This is a genomic window from Enterobacter cloacae complex sp. IR5384, from assembly GCF_049237265.1.
Classification (GTDB): domain Bacteria; phylum Pseudomonadota; class Gammaproteobacteria; order Enterobacterales; family Enterobacteriaceae; genus Enterobacter; species Enterobacter cloacae.
Genome location: NZ_JBMKHJ010000037.1, coordinates 24725 through 44591 on the forward strand (window position 1 = coordinate 24725; position 19867 = coordinate 44591).

General features: G+C 52.4%; 17 protein-coding genes. 10 read left to right on the forward strand and 7 right to left on the reverse strand.

The genetic code is table 11. The features are described from left to right. Nucleotides 1–2 precede the first annotated feature (2 nt). Entirely contained in the window at nt 3–1427 is a 1425-nt protein-coding gene (locus ACOTX3_RS21920) for an MFS transporter (RefSeq protein ID WP_044159142.1), read from the forward strand. Nucleotides 1428–1501: 74 nt separating this feature from the next. Continuing rightward, a complete protein-coding gene (ompL, locus tag ACOTX3_RS21925; RefSeq protein ID WP_013099374.1) occupies nt 1502–2188 on the forward strand; it encodes a porin OmpL in 687 nt (228 codons plus the stop codon). 80 nt (nt 2189–2268) lie between these two features. Here the strand turns inward: ompL and typA are convergent, their stop codons facing one another. Beyond that, on the reverse strand, nt 2269–4092 hold the full coding sequence (typA, locus tag ACOTX3_RS21930; RefSeq protein WP_013099375.1) for a ribosome-dependent GTPase TypA: 1824 nt from the start codon (nt 4090–4092) through the stop codon (nt 2269–2271). Between the two features lie 386 nt (nt 4093–4478). Between typA and glnA the strand changes: the two genes are divergently transcribed. The 4 genes from glnA (at nt 4479) to ACOTX3_RS21950 (ending at nt 8768) form a co-directional block, all read left to right on the forward strand. Next, nucleotides 4479–5888: a glutamate--ammonia ligase gene (gene glnA, locus ACOTX3_RS21935; protein ID WP_013099376.1), complete on the forward strand. Its 1410-nt coding sequence runs from the start codon at nt 4479–4481 to the stop codon at nt 5886–5888. A 185-nt stretch (nt 5889–6073) separates the two neighbouring features. Continuing rightward, nucleotides 6074–7123 (forward strand): nitrogen regulation protein NR(II), encoded by a 1050-nt coding sequence (gene glnL / locus ACOTX3_RS21940; protein ID WP_008501857.1) that lies wholly within the window; start codon nt 6074–6076, stop codon nt 7121–7123. An 11-nt stretch (nt 7124–7134) separates the two neighbouring features. Next, nucleotides 7135–8547: a nitrogen regulation protein NR(I) gene (glnG, locus tag ACOTX3_RS21945; RefSeq protein WP_013099377.1), complete on the forward strand. Its 1413-nt coding sequence runs from the start codon at nt 7135–7137 to the stop codon at nt 8545–8547. A 110-nt stretch (nt 8548–8657) separates the two neighbouring features. After that, the gene (locus ACOTX3_RS21950; RefSeq protein WP_032618432.1) at nt 8658–8768 is read left to right on the forward strand and encodes a YshB family small membrane protein; all 111 of its coding nucleotides are present in this window, start codon (nt 8658–8660) and stop codon (nt 8766–8768) included. A 67-nt stretch (nt 8769–8835) separates the two neighbouring features. On the opposite strand, the gene hemN is transcribed toward ACOTX3_RS21950, so the two are convergent. Both hemN and yihI read right to left on the reverse strand, forming a co-directional pair. Continuing rightward, on the reverse strand, nt 8836–10209 hold the full coding sequence (hemN, locus tag ACOTX3_RS21955; RefSeq protein ID WP_013099379.1) for an oxygen-independent coproporphyrinogen III oxidase: 1374 nt from the start codon (nt 10207–10209) through the stop codon (nt 8836–8838). Between the two features lie 188 nt (nt 10210–10397). Further along, nucleotides 10398–10913 carry a Der GTPase-activating protein YihI gene (yihI, locus tag ACOTX3_RS21960; protein ID WP_013099380.1) on the reverse strand — a complete coding sequence of 172 codons (516 nt, stop codon included), beginning with the start codon at nt 10911–10913 and terminating at the stop codon, nt 10398–10400. Nucleotides 10914–11492: 579 nt separating this feature from the next. Here yihI and yihA point away from each other — a divergent pair. After that, nucleotides 11493–12122, forward strand: a complete 630-nt coding sequence (gene yihA / locus ACOTX3_RS21965) for a ribosome biogenesis GTP-binding protein YihA/YsxC (protein ID WP_013099382.1) — start codon at nt 11493–11495, stop codon at nt 12120–12122. Between the two features lie 312 nt (nt 12123–12434). On the opposite strand, the gene polA is transcribed toward yihA, so the two are convergent. Beyond that, nucleotides 12435–15227 carry a DNA polymerase I gene (polA, locus tag ACOTX3_RS21970; protein ID WP_020686869.1) on the reverse strand — a complete coding sequence of 931 codons (2793 nt, stop codon included), beginning with the start codon at nt 15225–15227 and terminating at the stop codon, nt 12435–12437. 439 nt (nt 15228–15666) lie between these two features. Between polA and ACOTX3_RS21975 the strand changes: the two genes are divergently transcribed. Next, complete coding sequence (locus tag ACOTX3_RS21975) at nt 15667–16575, forward strand: acyltransferase (protein ID WP_013099384.1); 909 nt, start codon at nt 15667–15669, stop codon at nt 16573–16575. Between the two features lie 23 nt (nt 16576–16598). Here ACOTX3_RS21975 and dsbA read toward each other — a convergent pair whose 3' ends face one another. The 3 genes from dsbA to ACOTX3_RS21990 form a co-directional block, all read right to left on the reverse strand. After that, nucleotides 16599–17222: a thiol:disulfide interchange protein DsbA gene (gene dsbA, locus ACOTX3_RS21980; protein WP_013099385.1), complete on the reverse strand. Its 624-nt coding sequence runs from the start codon at nt 17220–17222 to the stop codon at nt 16599–16601. Between the two features lie 27 nt (nt 17223–17249). Next, complete coding sequence (locus ACOTX3_RS21985) at nt 17250–18236, reverse strand: serine/threonine protein kinase (RefSeq protein WP_013099386.1); 987 nt, start codon at nt 18234–18236, stop codon at nt 17250–17252. Nucleotides 18237–18311: 75 nt separating this feature from the next. Further along, on the reverse strand, nt 18312–18581 hold the full coding sequence (locus ACOTX3_RS21990) for a YihD family protein (protein ID WP_013099387.1): 270 nt from the start codon (nt 18579–18581) through the stop codon (nt 18312–18314). Between the two features lie 68 nt (nt 18582–18649). Here ACOTX3_RS21990 and mobA point away from each other — a divergent pair, with 68 nt between their 5' ends. After that, on the forward strand, nt 18650–19234 hold the full coding sequence (mobA, locus tag ACOTX3_RS21995) for a molybdenum cofactor guanylyltransferase MobA (RefSeq protein ID WP_058679013.1): 585 nt from the start codon (nt 18650–18652) through the stop codon (nt 19232–19234). Then, nucleotides 19231–19734 (forward strand): molybdopterin-guanine dinucleotide biosynthesis protein MobB, encoded by a 504-nt coding sequence (gene mobB, locus ACOTX3_RS22000; RefSeq protein WP_127869265.1) that lies wholly within the window; start codon nt 19231–19233, stop codon nt 19732–19734. The genes mobA and mobB overlap by 4 nt, the downstream gene beginning before the upstream one ends. Nucleotides 19735–19867 lie beyond the last annotated feature (133 nt).

Below are 19867 nucleotides of genomic sequence, written 5' to 3' on the forward strand. Positions count from 1 at the left end.
CCATGACACATAACACTGATCCGTTAACCCTGAAATTGAGCCTGCGAGAGAAGTGCGCCTACGGGATGGGCGATTTTGGCTCGAATCTGATGCTGTGTATTGGCACGCTGTATCTGCTGAAGTTTTACACCGACGAACTGGGCATGCCCGCCTTCTATGGCGGCATTATTTTCCTGGTAGCGAAGTTTTTTACCGCGTTCACCGACATGCTGACCGGCGTGCTGCTGGACTCCCGGCGTAACATCGGCGCGAAGGGAAAATTCCGGCCATTCATTCTTTATGCCTCCGTCCCGGTGGCGCTGGTCGCGACGGCGCAGTTTATGGCCAACGACTTTAGCCTGACGGTGAAAACGGCGCTCGCCACCGTGCTCTTCATGATGTTTGGCCTCTGCTATAGCCTGATGAACTGCGCCTACGGTGCGATGGTCCCGGCCATTACCAAAAACCCGAACGAGCGCGCACAGCTTGCGGCGTGGCGTCAGGGCGGCGCAACCGTGGGGCTGTTGCTCTGCACCGTCGGCTTTATGCCCATTCAGGCGCTGTTCGTCAGCCAGCCCTCCCTCGGCTATCTGGTGGCGGCGCTGGTGTTCGTCACCGGCGGCCTGTTCTGCATGTGGTGGTGCTACAGCGGCGTGAAAGAGCGCTACGTGGAGCTTACGCCCGATCACCATAAGCCCGGCATTCTGAAATCATTCTGCGCGATTTTCCGCAATCCGCCGCTGCTGGTGCTGTGTATCGCCAACCTGTGTACCCTTGCCGCGTTTAACATCAAGCTGGCGATTCAGGTCTATTACACCCAGTACGTGCTAAACGATCTGCATTTGCTGTCGTGGATGGGCTTTTTCAGCATGGGATGCATTCTGATTGGCGTGTTTCTGGTGCCCGGTGCGGTGAAGCGCTTTGGCAAAAAACCGGTTTATCTGGGTGGGCTGGCGCTGTGGGCGGTGGGCGACGTGCTGAACTTCTTCTGGGGGACCAGTTCCCTGCTGTTCGTGCTGTTTTCCTGCATGGCCTTTTTCGGCACGGCGTTTGTGAACAGCCTGAACTGGGCGCTGGTACCGGATACCGTTGATTACGGCGAGTGGAAAACGGGCATTCGTGCTGAAGGGTCGGTTTATACCGGCTATACCTTCTCGCGCAAAATCTCTGCCGCCCTCGCCGGTTTTCTGCCTGGCATCATGCTGACCCAGATTGGCTACGTTCCCCATGCGGTGCAGAGCGCAGGTACGCTACTTGGTCTGCGTCAGCTTATTTTCCTCTGGCCGTGCGGCCTGGCCGTCGTTGCCGCCGTGACCATGGGGCTGTTTTATAAACTCAACGAAGCGCGCTTCGCCTTTATTATCGAGGAGATTGGAAAACGGAAAAAACAAACCGCGAATACCCCTGAGATAACCACCAACAATAAAGCGTCAGCAGTCACTTTATAACAATAAAACCGGCCACTATGTCCTTCCTGTTCATCAGGAGGGAGGCCTTTCTGTACCTGATACATGGACAAATTATGAAAAGAATCATTACTGTACTGATCGTGTCGTCTGTGTCCTGCCCGGTATTTGCCGGGGCTTATGTCGAAACCCGCGAAGCATATAATACGGCCTCTGAGCTACACGAGGTGATCCTGCGTGCAGGCTATAACTTCGATATGGGCGCGGGGCTGATGTTCACCAATGCCTATAACGTGGGGAAATGGGATGAGCTTAAGCACAGCTATAACGAAATAGAGGGGTGGTATCCGCTCTTTAAACCCACCGACAAGCTCACCTTCCAGCCCGGCGGATTGATTAACGACAGCAGCGCAGGATCGGGTGGTGCGGTCTATTTAGATACCAATTATAAATTTACGGACGGGTTCAACCTGACGTTCCGCTATCGCTATAACCATAACAATTACGATACGCCGGACTATAACGGGCAGATGGATAAGAACGATACGCATGAGTTTGCTAACTACTGGAATTTCAAAGTGACGGATGCGTTTTTTTATACCTTTGAACCGCACTTTTTCCAGCGGGTGAATGATTACCACAGCAAAAATGGCAAAGATCATCACTGGGAAATTACCAATAAATTCAGCTACAAGATCGACAAAAACTGGCTGCCATATCTTGAACTGCAGTGGCTGGACAGATGGAATGATTACAACCGGGAGCAGTACCGGATTCGCCTGGGATTGCGGTATTCGTTCTAATAAAAAAAAGCCGCTGAGCAATCAGCGGCTTTTTACTGCCGGGCGGCGCATGCGCTTACCCGGCTAACGGATTGACCGTATTACTCTTCTTTCGCACCGCGCATTGCACGTTTACGATCGTTCTCGGTCAGGTGACGTTTACGGATACGGATAGACAGTGGAGTCACTTCTACCAGTTCGTCGTCATCGATGAATTCCAGAGCCTGCTCCAGCGTCATCTTGATCGGTGGAACCAGAACCGTTGCTTCGTCAGTACCGGACGCACGCATGTTGGTCAGTTTCTTACCGGTCAGGCAGTTTACCGTCAGGTCGTTAGAACGACTGTGAATACCAATGATCTGGCCTTCATACACTTCAGCACCGTGACCCAGGAACAGCTTACCGCGATCCTGCAGACCGAACAGCGCAAACGCAACCGCTTTACCCTGACCGTTAGAGATCAGCACGCCGTTGTTACGCTGGCCCACTTCACCCGGACGTACGTCGTCGTAGTGGCTGAAGGTGGAGTACAGCAGACCGGTACCGGAAGTCATGGTCATGAACTCAGAACGGAAGCCGATCAGGCCACGGCTTGGGATCACGTAGTCGAGACGTACGCGGCCTTTGCCATCTGGATTCATGTTTTTCAGGTCGCCTTTACGCTCACCCAGAGCCTGCATCACAGAACCCTGGTGCTGCTCTTCAACGTCCAGCGTTACGTTTTCGAACGGCTCTTGTTTACGGCCGTCGATTTCGCGGAAGATAACTTTCGGACGGGAAACCGCCATCTCGAAACCTTCACGACGCATGTTTTCGATCAGAACAGACAGGTGCAGTTCACCACGACCGGATACGCGGAAGGCATCAGCGTCTTCCGTTTCTTCAACGCGCAGCGCAACGTTGTGCACCAGCTCTTTGTTCAGGCGGTCAAGGATCTGACGAGAGGTAACGAATTTACCTTCTTTACCACAGAACGGAGAGGTGTTGACGTTGAAGAACATGGTTACCGTTGGTTCATCAACAGACAGGGCTGGCAGCGCTTCCACGTTCTGCGGGTCGCAGATGGTGTCAGAGATGTTCAGCTCGCCCAGACCGGTGATCGCGATGATATCACCCGCTTCAGCCAGATCGCTGTCGATACGCTCCAGACCCAGGTGAGTCAGCACTTTGCCCACTTTACCGTTACGGGTTTTGCCTTCGCTATCGATGATAGTAACCTGCTGGTTCGGCTTCACTTTACCGCGTTTGATGCGGCCGATACCGATAACGCCAACGTAGTTGTTGTAGTCCAGCTGGGAGATCTGCATCTGCAGAGGACCATCAAGATCAACATCCGGAGCCGGTACGTGATCGACAATCGCCTGATACAGCGGGGTCATGTCTGCCGCCATATCTTCGTGATCCAGACCCGCAATACCATTCAACGCCGAAGCGTAGATGATAGGGAAGTCCAGCTGCTCGTCGGTCGCGTCAAGGTTCACGAACAGGTCAAACACCTGATCAACAACCCAGTCAGGACGTGCGCCAGGACGGTCAACCTTGTTGATAACAACAATAGGCTTCAGGCCATGGGCAAATGCTTTTTTGGTCACGAAACGCGTTTGCGGCATTGGGCCGTCAAAGGCGTCAACCACCAGCAGCACGGAATCCACCATGGACATCACGCGCTCAACTTCACCACCGAAGTCGGCGTGCCCTGGGGTATCAACGATGTTGATACGGTAGTCATTCCATTTGATAGCGGTGTTTTTCGCGAGGATGGTAATCCCACGCTCTTTCTCCAAATCGTTGGAGTCCATCACACGCTCTTGAGTTTCGGCACGTGCATCAAACGTACCGGATTGCTGCAGCAGCTTATCAACCAGGGTAGTTTTACCATGGTCAACGTGCGCGATGATGGCGATGTTACGCAAATTTTCGATCACAACTTTGCCTCAGGCATTAGAAATAGCGCGTTATTGTACACGGATTAATCGCACTACAAAACAGGATCACAAACATCCCCCGCAAACAAGTATTGCAGAGATGCTTTGTGATCGCTTTCACGGAGCGTAAAAAGGGCACTTTAACGAAAATTGCACCAATATGGTGCTCAGTGTTCACACTGAAGCACTATACTGGTGCAACATAACCATTGTGGTGCAGCACTTTTGCACTATGGTGCGCATGATAACGCCTTTTTGGGGTGTTTTAAAAGTTGGCACAGATTTCGCTTTATAAAAATACGGCAAAAAGATGGCCTCATAGCCACCTTGATAGAAGTTGAAGACCTCGTTACCACGACGACAATGACCAATCTGGAGAGTTAAGTATGTCCGCTGAACACGTTTTGACGATGCTGAACGAACATGAAGTGAAGTTTGTTGATCTGCGCTTCACCGATACTAAAGGTAAAGAACAGCACGTCACTATTCCTGCTCATCAGGTAAACGCCGAATTCTTTGAAGAAGGCAAAATGTTTGACGGCTCCTCCATTGGTGGCTGGAAAGGCATTAACGAATCTGACATGGTTCTGATGCCAGACGCGACCACGGCGGTCATTGATCCGTTCTTCGAAGAGCCAACCCTGATCATCCGTTGCGATATCCTCGAGCCAGGCACGCTGCAGGGCTACGACCGTGACCCACGCTCCATCGCTAAACGTGCAGAAGAGTACCTGCGTTCTACCGGCATCGCAGACACCGTTCTGTTCGGGCCAGAGCCAGAATTCTTCCTGTTCGATGACATTCGTTTCGGTGCCTCTATCTCTGGCTCCCACGTGGCTATCGACGACATCGAAGGTGCATGGAACTCCTCCACCAAATACGAAGGTGGTAACAAAGGTCACCGTCCTGGCGTGAAAGGCGGTTACTTCCCGGTTCCTCCGGTCGATTCTTCACAGGACATCCGTTCCACCATGTGTCTGGTGATGGAAGAGATGGGCCTGGTAGTTGAAGCTCACCACCACGAAGTGGCGACTGCTGGTCAGAACGAAGTGGCAACCCGCTTCAACACCATGACCAAAAAAGCGGACGAAATTCAGATCTACAAATACGTTGTGCACAACGTTGCACACCGTTTCGGTAAAACCGCGACCTTCATGCCAAAACCAATGTTTGGCGACAACGGTTCCGGTATGCACTGCCACATGTCCCTGTCCAAGAACGGTACCAACCTGTTCTCTGGTGACAAATATGCAGGTCTGTCTGAGCAGGCGCTGTACTACATTGGCGGCGTAATCAAACACGCTAAAGCGATCAACGCCCTGGCGAACCCAACCACCAACTCTTACAAGCGTCTGGTCCCAGGCTACGAAGCACCTGTTATGCTGGCTTACTCAGCGCGTAACCGTTCTGCTTCTATCCGTATCCCGGTGGTGGCTTCTCCTAAAGCGCGTCGTATCGAAGTGCGCTTCCCGGATCCAGCAGCTAACCCATACCTGTGCTTCGCAGCACTGCTGATGGCCGGTCTGGACGGTATCAAGAACAAGATCCACCCAGGCGAAGCGATGGACAAAAACCTGTATGACCTGCCGCCAGAAGAAGCGAAAGAGATCCCACAGGTTGCAGGCTCTCTGGAAGAAGCCCTGCAGGCACTGGACGCTGACCGCGAGTTCCTGACTGCGGGTGGCGTGTTCACTGACGACGCTATCGATGCCTACATCGCCCTGCGTACTGAAGAGAACGACCGCGTGCGCATGACTCCGCATCCGGTTGAATTCGAACTGTACTACAGCGTTTAAGTTACAACGGGTTTCGCGCCACCCTTCAGGCGCGGCCCCGAAAGCTTTTTTTTGTTGCCGTGGAAACTTTCAGCCCATCTCCGGATGGGCTTTTTTCTCCACCAACAACCTGATCTCACGCGCTTTTTACGACGAAAAAGCTATACTGCACTAAATTAGTGCAACCAACTCCAGGAGACTGCTGAATGGCAACTGGCACGCTGCCCGATGCTGGGCAGATCCTCAATTCGTTAATTAACAGCATTTTGCTGGTCGACGACGAGCTGGCTGTTCATTACGCCAACCCGGCGGCGCAGCAACTGCTCGCCCAAAGCGCACGCAAACTGTTTGGCACTCCGCTGCCAGAATTATTGAGCTATTTTTCGCTGAACATTGGCCTGATGCAGGAAAGTCTGCAGGCCGGTCAGGGGTTCACCGATAACGAAGTGACGCTGGTGATCGACGGGCGCTCGCATATTTTGTCGCTTACCGCGCAACGTCTTCCTGAAGGGCTGATCCTGCTCGAAATGGCACCGATGGACAATCAGCGCCGACTGAGCCAGGAGCAACTTCAGCATGCGCAGCAAATTGCTGCCCGCGATCTGGTGCGGGGCCTGGCGCATGAAATCAAAAACCCATTGGGCGGATTACGCGGGGCGGCGCAGCTGTTAACCAAAGCGCTGCCGGACCCTGCGCTGGCGGAGTATACCAACGTCATCATTGAGCAGGCCGACCGTCTGCGTAACCTGGTTGACCGCCTGCTCGGGCCGCAACAGCCGGGTATGCACGTCACCGAAAGCATTCATAAAGTGGCTGAACGGGTGGTGAAGCTCGTCTCAATGGAGCTGCCGGAGAACGTTACGCTGGTGCGTGATTATGACCCCAGCCTGCCGGAACTGGCGCACGATCCGGACCAAATTGAGCAGGTCCTGCTGAATATTGTGCGTAATGCGCTGCAGGCTCTGGGACCGGAAGGCGGCGAAATCATTTTGCGTACCCGAACCGCATTCCAGCTCACCTTGCATGGCGTGCGCTATCGGCTGGCGGCACGCATCGACGTTGAGGACAACGGGCCGGGGATCCCATCTCATCTGCAGGACACCCTGTTCTACCCGATGGTCAGCGGTCGCGAAGGCGGTACCGGGCTGGGATTATCCATTGCCCGCAGTTTGATCGATCAACACTCTGGAAAAATTGAATTTACCAGTTGGCCGGGACATACCGAGTTTTCGGTTTTCCTGCCGATTAAAAAATAAAGGTGACGTTTATGCAACGAGGGATAGTCTGGGTAGTCGATGACGATAGCTCCATCCGTTGGGTGCTTGAACGCGCGCTCACAGGGGCGGGATTAAGCTGCACGACGTTTGAGAGCGGCAGCGAAGTGCTCGACGCACTCACCACCAAAACGCCGGATGTTCTGCTGTCGGATATTCGTATGCCGGGTATGGACGGGCTGGCGCTTTTAAAGCAGATCAAACAACGCCACCCTATGCTTCCGGTCATCATAATGACGGCACACTCCGATCTGGATGCCGCCGTTAGCGCCTATCAGCAAGGGGCATTCGACTACCTGCCCAAGCCATTTGATATCGACGAAGCGGTCGCGCTGGTTGAGCGCGCCATTAGCCATTACCAGGAGCAGCAACAGCCCCGTAATGCGCCCGATTTCGGCCCTACCACGGACATCATTGGCGAAGCACCGGCGATGCAGGATGTGTTTCGCATTATTGGCCGTCTGTCGCGTTCGTCCATCAGCGTATTGATTAATGGCGAATCGGGCACCGGTAAAGAGCTGGTCGCGCACGCCTTACATCGCCATAGCCCGCGGGCAAAAGCGCCGTTTATCGCCCTGAATATGGCGGCTATCCCGAAAGATTTGATTGAATCCGAACTGTTCGGCCATGAAAAAGGCGCCTTTACCGGGGCAAATACCATTCGTCAGGGCCGCTTCGAACAGGCTGACGGGGGGACATTATTCCTGGATGAAATTGGCGATATGCCGCTGGATGTTCAGACCCGTCTTCTGCGCGTGCTGGCCGACGGACAGTTTTATCGCGTGGGCGGGTATGCGCCGGTGAAAGTGGATGTACGCATTATTGCCGCGACACACCAGAACCTGGAGCAACGCGTGCAGGAGGGAAAATTCCGTGAGGATTTATTCCATCGCCTGAACGTCATCCGCGTCCATCTGCCGCCGCTACGTGAACGTCGCGAAGATATCCCTCGCCTGGCGCGTCACTTCCTGCAGGTCGCCGCGCGTGAACTGGGTGTCGAAGCCAAACAGCTTCACCCGGAAACCGATGCCGCCCTCACCCGCCTGGCCTGGCCGGGTAACGTGCGTCAACTGGAAAATACCTGTCGCTGGCTCACCGTCATGGCCGCCGGACAGGAGGTCTTGATTCAGGATCTGCCGGCCGAGCTGTTTGAAGCAACTGCCCCTGAAAGCAGTACGGGCCATGCGCTGCCGGACAGCTGGGCGACGCTGCTGGCGCAGTGGGCCGATCGCGCGCTGCGTTCCGGTCATCAAAATTTGCTCTCTGAGGCGCAGCCGGAGATGGAACGCACGCTGTTAACCACCGCGCTTCGTCATACGCAGGGCCATAAACAGGAAGCAGCCCGCCTGCTGGGATGGGGACGTAATACCCTGACGCGTAAGCTTAAAGAGCTTGGAATGGAGTAATCTTCACCGCTGTGTAAAGATTACTAATTGAGCGCAAATTGCCGTTATTTTGCGCTTTACTGTGTCGATGAGTTTTGTATGATCGTGCCCGGAAATTGGGGGTGAACATCATGCTGGAAACATTAGTACATATGCTCTCTAGCGGAGCCGCAGAAAGCCACACGCCGCAAACCGCAGTTGCTGCAGTGTTGTGTGCGGCGCTGGTTGGTCTGTTTAGCTAGCGGGTAAAAATGTAAAAGCCGGGTGGCGGCTTCGCCTTACCCGGCCTACGTTTCATGCTTTTGCGGCTTAAATCACCCGCGAGAACTGCTGCATACGCGCTTTCTGCCGAAGGTAAGCGTCAAAGCACATGCAGATATTACGAATCAATAAACGTCCTTTCGGCGTGACCTCAATCGCATTCTCCGACACATCCACCAGCCCGTCCTTCGCAAGCGGTGCCAGCAGCTTCAGGTCTTCTGCAAAATAATCGCTAAAGTGCAGATCCCACTGCGACTCAACGTCGCTGAAATCGAGACGGAAGTTGCAGATAAGCGCCTTAATCACATCACGACGAATGCAGTCGTCACGTGTTAACGCGATGCCGCGCCACAGCGCGTTGCCCTTTTCATCCACCTGCTGATAGTAGAGCTTCAACTCTTTCTGGTTTTGCGCGTAGCAATCGCCAATCATGCTGATGGCGGAAACGCCCATCCCCAGCAAATCGGTATCGCCCTGGGTGGTATAGCCCTGGAAATTACGGTGCAGTACCCCTTCGCGCTGAGCAACAGCCAGCTCGTCATCCGGACGGGCAAAGTGATCCATACCGATAAACTGATATCCGGTCTCGGTCAGCGAGGTAATGGTTTCCTGGAGAATATCCAGTTTCTGTTGAGCAGAAGGCAGATCGGCATCTTTGATTTTGCGCTGCGCGGCAAAGAGCGTCGGCAGATGCGCATAGTTAAACACGCTCAGGCGGTCCGGGTTAAGTTCAGCCACGCGTTTCAGCGTAAAAGCAAAGCTCTCCGGCGTCTGCTTTGGCAGGCCGTAAATCAGATCGATATTGGTTGAGGTGAAACCAATTTCACGCGCATGGTTGAGTAAGGCAAAGATAAATTCTTCGTCCTGCTCGCGGTTCACCAGACGCTGGACCTCTTTATTGAAGTCCTGAACGCCCATACTCAGGCGATTGAAGCCTTCGGCACGTAAATGATCCAGCACATCCAGCTCAATTTCACGCGGATCGACCTCGATCGAGATTTCGGCGTCGTCATTAAAATGGAAATTGCTGCGAAGAAGCGCCATCAAACGGCTGATCTGCGCTTTATTCAGATAGGTTGGCGTACCGCCGCCCCAGTGAAGCTGGCTGACATGACGGCCAGTAAACAACGGCGCGCGATGCAAAATTTCCTGCTCCAGCGCATCCAGATACTGATCGGCTTTATGCTGCTGACGGGTGACAATTTTATTGCAGCCGCAGAAATAGCAGAGCTTATGGCAGAACGGAATATGGACGTAGAGCGACAGCGGGCGTTCTGGATAGCGCGCGACGGCCTGCTGAAAATCACCCTCACCGAAGGCATCGGAGAACTCCAGCGCGGTGGGGTATGAGGTGTAACGCGGCCCGGAATAGTTATATTTCTGGATCAGGGCCAAATCCCAGTCGATAGATGGTACAGACATGCTCACTCCTTCCGTTGGTGTCGCGTTCGTATACGGCGGCCCGTTCTGGCCCCATTGCGGACCATCATTCGGGTGCGCAGCCACTTCTGTCGCCGCGACAACCGCCGTAGTTTAACGAATAACCACACCAGATAACATATAACCGGAAGGGTTATAAGCAGGACTATCGTTCCTGCCGGGTGCAAATGTTAGTTTCCACCCTTCAGAAGACGCATCATATCTTCCTGCTTTTCGTCTTCTTCTTCATCTTCGTCATCGTCGTATGACAGGCCCAGCTTCTGCATCAGTTCGTCGATGCGATCCAGTTTGGCATCCACCCAGGACTGCTCTTCAGCGGTCAGGGTTTCACCCTCTTCAAGACGTTCCAGCAGCGCGTCCAGGCGCTCATCGTTCTCCAGCAAATCCAGCTCAGCCTGCGGTGAAAGCATAGGTTTCTCGCTCTTTGGTTTGTGCTGCTTAGTGACCGGGGTGTCTGTCACGCCCAGTGGAATGGGAGTTTTACTGCCGATACGTGGATCTTTCTGCGGCTTATTTTTAGCAGAAGCGCCAGATGCACCGCCACCGTTTGCACGGCTACCCGCAGCATGACCGCGATGTTTTTTTTCGCGTTTGCGATCGCGCGCTTCCTGGTTCAGTTCTTCGCGCGTTTTGCGGCGTGCTTTGGCAGGGCGTTTCGCGCCCGCTGCGGAGGTCGGTTTTTTCATGATGTTTTATCTTTAAGTCGTTTTCTTCAGTATAGAATTGCGGCGAAATCTAGCAGAAAGCAAGCAAAGAAAAAAGGCGACAGAGCAATCTGTCGCCTTTTTTCCTGACTCATAACCCTTAACGGGTCAGACATTCCGTGTTTGCCTACAACAAACCCTGTTTATCCGTTGGCTGATACCGTCCGTGATACGGTTCCTTTTCCTGTTAAAACGCCTCCAGGCGCTGGTCATCCTGACAATCCTGCGTCTTCGCCTCCTGGCGCTCCTGACCCTTATCCCTAAGTCATTATCCTGTTGGCATCCCCGCCTTGACGCACACTTTACCTTGTTCATTTAAACTAACAAGCAACGAAAGGGTACAAAAACGGATTTTCAGATAATCACTCAATATTAATCTTATGATTTAAAACAGTTTGTATTTTTTTACACCTGCGATTTCTCTGAAATTTCTCATAACATCTATAGCCGATGTCTCACATCGGCCAGGGCTTAAGCCTACAGACCAGGTGCAATCAAAAAAGCCTTTTGCCTGCATTCAGGTATAATCCCCCGCAGATTACGATTTTTGGAGACGACCACGTGACTACTTGGAACTACCAACAGACGCATTTTGTCACCAGTGCGCCCGATATTCGCCACCTGCCCTCTGATACCGGCATCGAAGTGGCCTTTGCTGGCCGCTCGAATGCGGGGAAATCCAGCGCACTGAATACGCTGACCAATCAGAAGAACCTGGCGCGTACCTCAAAAACACCTGGCCGTACCCAGCTGATTAACCTGTTTGAAGTGGCCGAAGGCAAACGCCTGGTCGATTTACCGGGGTACGGTTACGCGCAGGTACCGGAAGAGATGAAGATCAAGTGGCAGCGCGCGCTGGGTGAATACCTGGAAAAGCGCATGTGCCTGAAAGGCCTGGTGGTGCTGATGGATATTCGCCACCCGCTGAAAGACCTTGATCAGCAGATGATCGACTGGGCTGTGGCAAGCGATATTGCCGTTCTGGTGCTGCTGACAAAAGCGGATAAGCTGGCGAGCGGCGCGCGTAAAGCGCAGGTGAATATGGTTCGTGAAGCGGTACTGGCATTCAACGGAGATGTGCAGGTTGAGGCGTTCTCCTCGCTGAAAAAGCAGGGTGTGGATAAGCTGCGTCAGAAGCTCGACAGCTGGTTCAGCGAGCTGGAGCCCGCAACAGAAGCGGAAGAAGGGTAATACCGGGCGCGGCCATGGCCGCGCTTTTTTTTGTCCGAAATTTCCTTTGCCGCAATAAAAAACGCCCCAGTCATTACTGACTGGGGCGGCTAAAATATTCAGCCAAATCCGATTACGTGAAGTAAAAGGTCTGAAAGATAGAACATCTTACCTCTGTACCCTACGCCGCTAACTCTACCCCTTTTTTTGCTGCAGAAAAAGCACTTTTTGTAGTTTTTTTTCATTCTTTACATAGGGAATTCTAATGATCGTCACAAAACGCACCTCGTTATGTTGCTAACTTACATAAAAAGCGCGTTATTCGCCGAACCATTAGTGAGCCTGATCCCAGTTTTCACCACTTCCCACTTCCACCAGCAACGGCACATCGAGTTTCATGCTGTTTTCCATCAGTTCGTGGATTGTCTTCGACACGCTATCGAGATCGTCTTTGTGCACTTCGAACACCAGTTCATCGTGTACCTGCATGATCATTTTCACGCGCGGTTTCTCTTTTTCCAGCCAGGCATCCACGGCGATCATCGCGCGCTTGATGATGTCAGCTGCGGTTCCCTGCATCGGGGCGTTGATTGCAGCACGTTCTGCCCCGGCGCGCCGCGCCGCGTTGCTGGATTTAATGTCGGGTAAGTAGAGACGACGACCGTCCAGGGTTTCAACGTAGCCTTTTTCCTTCGCCTGCGCGCGGGTGCGTTCCATATATTCCAGTACGCCCGGATATCGCTCGAAGTAGAGATCCATATACTTCTGCGACTCTTTACGCGGAATATTAAGCTGGCGTGAAAGACCGAAGGCGCTCATGCCGTAAATCAGGCCGAAGTTGATTGCTTTCGCGCTGCGGCGTTGCTCGTTTGTCACGCTGTCCAGCGGCAGACCAAAGACTTCCGCAGCGGTTGCCCGGTGAATGTCCTTCCCTTCGGCAAAGGCCGTCAACAGGCCCTTATCACGCGAGAGGTGCGCCATAATGCGCAGCTCGATTTGCGAGTAGTCAGCAGAAACAATCAGATAGTCATCAGGTGCAATAAACGCCTGACGAATGCGGCGCCCTTCTTCATTTCGTACCGGAATGTTCTGCAGGTTTGGATCGGTCGAGGAGAGACGTCCGGTGGCCGCCACAGCCTGATGGTATGAAGTATGCACACGACCCGTTTTCGGGTTGATCATCAGCGGCAGCTTATCGGTGTAAGTCGATTTCAGCTTTGCCAGACCACGGTACTCCAGAATGACTTTTGGCAGCGGATAATCCAGCGCCAGCTCCTCCAGCACCTCTTCAGAGGTGGACGGTGCACCGCCAGGGGTTTTCTTCAGCGGTTTGATCCCCTGCTTTTCAAACAGAATGGTTTGCAGCTGTTTTGGCGATGAGAGGTTAAACGGCTCACCGGCAAGCTCGTGCGCCTTTTGCTCCAGTTCGGTCAGACGCTGGGCGAGTTCGCCCGAGTGGTTATGCAGTACCGTCGGATCGATTTTTACGCCGTTGCGCTCGATGCGTGAAAGAACAGGTACCAGCGGCATCTCAATGTTCTGAAACACATTCAGCGGCCCTTCGTGCTTCTGCAGTTTTGGCCACATCTTCAGGTGCAGCTGCAGCGTGACGTCGGCATCTTCTGCCGCATAGCGTCCCGCCTCTTCCAGCGCAATCTGGTTAAAGGTGAGCTGATTTTTGCCCTTACCGGCAATCTCTTCAAACGTGATGGTTTTGTGCTTCAACCAGCGGTCAGACAGGGAGTCCATATCATGACGGCCTGCTACGCTGTCCAGAATGTAGGATTCCAGCATGGTATCAAACGCGATACCGCGCAGCTCAATACCGTAGTTTTGCAGAATACCGCGGTCGTATTTGAGGTTTTGCCCCACCTTCAACGCGTTGTCGTCTTCCAGAATCGGCTTCAGCAGTTCCAGCACGCGTTCGCGAGAGAGTTGCTCCGGTGCGTCCAGGTAATCGTGCGCGACAGGAACATAGGCAGCGATACCCGGCTCTGTCGCAAAGGACAGGCCCACCATATTGGCGGTAATGTTATCCAGACTGTCGGTTTCCGTGTCGAATGCAAACACCGGTGCTTTTTTCAGTTTCTCGATCCAGGCAACCAGCTGTGACTCTTCAAGAATGGTTTCGTAGTGCTCAAAAGAGAGCGCTGCGGCTTCTTCTTCAGCCTGATCGTCGGCATCAATGACAATCGTCTCTTTTGGCTTCGCAGCCGGTTTGGCGCCTTTTGCCTGCAGCCATTTACCGGCTTCCACGTCGGTGGTCCAGCGCTTAAATTCGTATTTCTTAAACAGGCTCAGCAGGTCATCCGCAGATGGTTGTTGTACCTCAAGCTGCTCACATCCCAGTTCCAGCTCAACATCGGTTTTAATCGTCGCCAGCTTATAGGAGAGATAAGCCACCTCTTTATTCTCTTCCAGCTTCCCGGCCATGGTTTTTGCGCCACGGAAGGAGAGCCCGGCGATTTTGTCAGACTCTGCATACAGCGTATCCAGCCCGCCCAGTCCCTGAAGGAGTGCCTGTGCCGTTTTTTCGCCAACGCCTGGCACGCCTGGGATGTTATCCGATGAGTCGCCCATCAACGCGAGGAAATCGATAATCAACTCTGGCGGCACGCCATATTTTGCGACCACCTCTTCAGGGCCGAGGATGGTGTTGGTCATGGTGTTAATCAGGGTGATCCCTGGCGTCACCAGCTGCGCCATATCTTTATCACCAGTACTGATGAGAACCGGACGGCCCATTTTTTCGGCTTCACGCGCCAGGGTGCCAATGACGTCATCCGCTTCAACACCAGAAACCGCCAGCAGTGGCAGCCCCATCGCTTTCACCATCGCGTGCAGCGGCTCAATCTGCGCACGCAGATCGTCAGGCATTGGCGGACGGTGAGATTTGTAATGCTCAAATAACTCGTCGCGGAAAGTTTTGCCTTTCGCATCAAAAACGACTGCCGCGTGGGTTGGCTGATACTGAAGGATCAGGCTACGCAGCATGTTAAGTACACCGTACATCGCGCCGGTAGGTTCCCCTGCGCTATTGGTCAGAGGAGGAAACGCATGATACGCCCGATACAGGTAAGAAGAGCCGTCGACGAGAATAAGAGGGTTTTCTGGGATCTGAACCATAATGTCCGTGCCTTTAATCAATTTATGACTAAAGGATGCCACAGAAGGATGAAAACATCAGTTATTAGCGCCTGATACAGGAAAAGATTTTACGATCGTGAGGATCGCTCGCAAAATTTAAACTGTGGATAAGTTTGTGAATACTTTCACTTCATATGACTAACAAAGGCAAAAAAAGCGTAAAGACACATAATTATAATCTATTTATCAATTAGTTATATACGGACAGTGATTTATATTGCTAGCTAATGAGAATATAGCATATGTGGATATATGCCCGGTTTGCTGCGTAATAGTAGTGAAATCTTCTGCAGCGAGATACTGTCTGTCAACTCTCCGTATGAAAGCCCCATTATTTTGTCTGATTTCTGATAAAATCAGCGCCCTGCACCGGATAGTCGGTCGCTAACTTACAGCTAACCATTTGAAAAAGCTCATCATGTCGAGATTGCTCGCTGCAATAACATTACTGTTAAGCATCATTTTAACTATTCTGGTAACGATCGCCTGTTCTGTACCGATCATCATCGCCGGGATAATTAAACTGCTGTTACCTTTGCCTACGGTTTGGCGAGCCGTGTCGGCGTTTTGTAATTTCATGATGTACTGCTGGTGCGAAGGGTTGGCCATCCTGCTGCGCCTGAATCCTCACCTGAAGTGGGACGTTGAGGGCCTGGAAAGACTCAACAAAAAGAACTGGTATCTGCTGATCTGTAATCATCACAGCTGGGCCGACATCGTGGTGTTATGTGTGCTGTTCCGTAAGCATATCCCGATGAACAAATACTTCCTGAAGCAACAGCTGGCCTGGGTACCGTTTATCGGCCTGGCCTGCTGGGCGCTGGATATGCCGTTTATGAAACGCTATTCGCGCAGCTATTTGATTCGCCACCCGGAGCGGCGTGGTAAGGATGTGGAAACGACGCGTCGTTCCTGCGAGAAGTTTCGCGCACATCCGACAACGATTGTGAATTTTGTCGAAGGCTCGCGGTTTACAGAAGAGAAGCGTCTTCAGACTCGCTCCCCTTATCAGAACCTGCTGCCCCCCAAGGCGGCGGGTATTGCCATGGCGCTTAACGTGCTGGGGGCACAGTTCGATAAATTACTGAACGTGACGCTCTGCTATCCGGAAAACGATAAGACGCCTTTCTTCGATATGCTCAGCGGCAAGCTGACGCGTATTGTGGTTCGTGTCGATCTGGTGCCAATTGATACCGAACTGCATGGGGATTACGTTAACGATAAGAACTTCAAACGTCGTTTCCAGCTTTGGCTTAATACGCTCTGGAAAGAGAAAGATGAGCAGATAGAGAACATCAAAGCTTCAAACAAAAACGCCGGTCATTGACCGGCGTTTTTATATCATTGGGTTTACTTCTTCTCGACCAGGTATTTCACGGTGTCTGCGTACTGCTGTACGAAGATATCCATGCTGCTGGTGTCCATGCCCTGCATGTTCAGCTGATATTTGCCGTTAACATACATCGCCGGAACGCCCTGGAGCTGCAGATCGGCTGCGGCTTTTTCCTGTTGAGCAACCAGCGATTTCACGACAAAGCTGTTCCATGCGGCGTCGTAGTCTTCACCTTTCACGCCTGCGTCAACGAACACTTTACGAATATCTGCTGCGGTCTGGACGGTCTGGGTTTTCTGCACCGCTTCAAACATAGGGGAGGTGATCTTATCTTCCACACCCAGCGCAATCGCAACCGCCCACGCCTGAGTCAGGTCTTTACCCAATGGGCCCAGGAACTCAACGTGGTATTTGGTCATTTTGGTGCCTTCCGGCAGCTTTTTCTTCACGTTGTCAGCAACATGCAGCACCTGCTCAAACTCATAGCAGTGTGGGCAATAGAACGAGAAGAACTCGAGAACCTGTGGCTCGCCAGCGACGGGCTTGTCCAGCGTGATGTACTGTTTGCCGTCGGTAAACTGTGCAGCAGAAGCGCTAAATGCCAGAATCATACCTGCCAGCGCCAGCCAAATTTTTTTCATGATTAACTCTCTCCTGGGTGTGTCCAATTAATACATCGGCGTTAGTTGCAGTGGGGGTTCCTGAAGAACCTTAACCTGCTCAGTAAATGTGGATATCTGGTTGCGCCAGTAATCCTCTCCGGTAAGCCACGGGAAATTACGAGGAAATGCGGGATCATCCCAACGCCTGATTAACCATGCGAGATAATAAACAAAACGCATCGCACGTAAAGGTTCTATCAGGGCAATTTCGTCTGAATTAAAAGGGCTAAACTCTTCATAGGCTTCAATAATCGTTTCAAGCTGCATACGTTGCTCGGCTTTGTCGCCGTTGAGCAACATCCACAAATCCTGCACTGCAGGCCCCATCCTCGCATCATCGAGGTCAACAAACAGAGGGCCATCGCGCCAGAGAATATTCCCGGCATGACAATCACCATGCAAACGCAGGACAGAAATATCATCGCGCCAGCAGGCTTTTACCGCCCCAATAAGTTTATCCGTCGCGCTGAGAAACGCGTCCTTTAACGCAGAGGGAATAAACGCTGAGGTTTCGAAGACCTGGCGGGGTTCAATAAGGTATTCCTGAATTCCGATAGTCGGGCGGGCAATAAACGACGTTTTGCGTCCCGTCTGGTGGATGCGCCCCAGATAGCGGGCGACCCACTCCATTTGGTCGATATTATCCGCTTCAAACTGGCGGCCACCCAGACTGGGAAATACGGCGTAATAGAACCCTTCGTGCGTAAGGAGCGTTTGGTTATTGAATTTTATCGGTGCGGCAACAGGAACTTCATCATTCAGTAAATCGTGAGCAAACTGATGCTCTTCCTGAATTTGTTCAGCGGACCAGCGCTTGGGGCGATAGAACTTAACAACGAAGCGCTGACGATCCTCGTCCTGGAATTGATAGACGCGGTTTTCGTAGCTATTTAGCGGGGTTAGCCCGGAATCCACCCGAATACCCTGCTCAAACAGCGCATCCATAATGGTATCCGGGTGTAATGTCTGGAAAGTAAAAGCCTGGTCGTTCATCCGATCATCCGGAAATTATACGAATGATTCAGGATATCATCTTGTGGCGATTTCGGTGCCGCCGCTTACAAGCTTTTACTCTTTAATTACGCCTCGGGCGCGCAGCAATGCGGTTTTAAAATCTTCCTCATAATCTTTCTGAATACCAGGAATAACAGCATCTTTGGCAGAGTCACGCATTTTGAGGTGATAGATCAGGATGTCGTCAGAAAGGTCTGTCAGTTCACCTTCAAAACCTGACTCTTTCGCCAGTTTCTGTAAAAATTGCATCAGATTCAGCTCTGGCTCTTTTTGCCAGGCTGGCTGGAGGAGTTCAATGACTTCATTCAGACGTTTACATTTCATGGTGGTGCTCCTTTCATTTAGAGTGACACGTTAGCAGGGTCAATCCCACAATAAAAGAGGCGATATTCGTGAATCCGGGTCAGGAAATCATCGGAGTGGTTCTGGCGGGTGGCAGGGCAACGCGCATGGCGGGAAAAGATAAGGGGCTTCAGCATCTTAACGGTAAGCCACTTTGGCAGCATGTTGCTGACACGCTTGCAGATCAGGTTGCGGCAATGGCCATCAGTGCCAATCGCCATATCGATATTTATCAGCGCAGCGGATACCCCGTTTATCAGGATACTCTTGGGGATTACCCAGGACCGTTGGCCGGCATACTCTCGGTCATGCAGCAGTCTGAGGCAGAGTGGTTTGTTTTCTGCCCGTGTGATACGCCATTTATTCCCTCCTGCCTTGTCGAGCGTCTCGTGCAATTTCGTGATGGTGCACCGGTTGTCTGGGTGCATGACGGTGAGCGTGACCATCCTGCTATTACGCTGATTCATAGATCATTAGTTCCAGCGCTGCAGGATTACCTAACGGCGGGAGAGCGAAGAGTCATGGTGTTTATGCGTCAGTCAGGCGGCCATTCCGTTGATTTTAGTGACTGGAAGTCTGCATTTGTGAACGTGAATACGACGGAAGATTTACAGACCATGCAGGAGAAAAAATGACGCCTGTTTTAGCTATCGCCGCCTGGAGTGGTACCGGGAAAACGACGCTGCTTAAAAAGCTGATACCCGCACTTTGTGCCAGATGCATCCGCCCAGGGCTGATTAAGCATACCCACCACAATATGGACGTCGATAAACCGGGTAAAGACAGCTATGAACTGCGTAAGGCAGGTGCCGCGCAAACCATGGTGGCAAGTCGTGAGCGGTGGGCATTGATGACGGAAACGCCCGATGAAGCACCGCTGGATCTCGCGTATCTGGTTAGTCGGATGGATCACTCCACGCTTGATCTGGTGCTGGTTGAGGGATTTAAGCATGAGGCCGTTGCAAAGATCCTGCTGTTCAGAAGCGATGCCGGGCATGATGTTAGCGAGTTAACGCTGGATGAGCATGTCATTGCGGTGGCCAGCGATGTCGCTCTCGATGTTGAGGTTCCAGTGCTGGATTTAAATGATGAGGATGGGATTGCTGAGTTTATTGTGGGGTGGTGTGCGGTCTGATGCCCTCTCCCGCAGGAAGAGGGAGAAAAACAAAAGCAAAAAACCCCGCACCTTACGGTACGGGGTTCTTCTTATTTGATGCCTGGCAGTTCCCTACTCTCACATGGGGAGACCCCACACTACCATCGGCGCT

Coding starts and splice junctions, on each gene's coding strand:
- ACOTX3_RS21990 (WP_013099387.1), bottom strand. CDS start 18,581: ATGAAATGTAAACGTCTGAATGAAGTCATTGAACTCCTCCAGCCAGCC.
- ompL (WP_013099374.1), top strand. CDS start 1,502: ATGAAAAGAATCATTACTGTACTGATCGTGTCGTCTGTGTCCTGCCCG.
- ACOTX3_RS21920 (WP_044159142.1), top strand. CDS start 3: ATGACACATAACACTGATCCGTTAACCCTGAAATTGAGCCTGCGAGAG.
- ACOTX3_RS21950 (WP_032618432.1), top strand. CDS start 8,658: ATGCTGGAAACATTAGTACATATGCTCTCTAGCGGAGCCGCAGAAAGC.
- hemN (WP_013099379.1), bottom strand. CDS start 10,209: ATGTCTGTACCATCTATCGACTGGGATTTGGCCCTGATCCAGAAATAT.
- mobB (WP_127869265.1), top strand. CDS start 19,231: ATGACGCCTGTTTTAGCTATCGCCGCCTGGAGTGGTACCGGGAAAACG.
- ACOTX3_RS21975 (WP_013099384.1), top strand. CDS start 15,667: ATGTCGAGATTGCTCGCTGCAATAACATTACTGTTAAGCATCATTTTA.
- yihI (WP_013099380.1), bottom strand. CDS start 10,913: ATGAAAAAACCGACCTCCGCAGCGGGCGCGAAACGCCCTGCCAAAGCA.
- dsbA (WP_013099385.1), bottom strand. CDS start 17,222: ATGAAAAAAATTTGGCTGGCGCTGGCAGGTATGATTCTGGCATTTAGC.
- glnA (WP_013099376.1), top strand. CDS start 4,479: ATGTCCGCTGAACACGTTTTGACGATGCTGAACGAACATGAAGTGAAG.
- ACOTX3_RS21985 (WP_013099386.1), bottom strand. CDS start 18,236: ATGAACGACCAGGCTTTTACTTTCCAGACATTACACCCGGATACCATT.
- polA (WP_020686869.1), bottom strand. CDS start 15,227: ATGGTTCAGATCCCAGAAAACCCTCTTATTCTCGTCGACGGCTCTTCT.
- glnG (WP_013099377.1), top strand. CDS start 7,135: ATGCAACGAGGGATAGTCTGGGTAGTCGATGACGATAGCTCCATCCGT.
- glnL (WP_008501857.1), top strand. CDS start 6,074: ATGGCAACTGGCACGCTGCCCGATGCTGGGCAGATCCTCAATTCGTTA.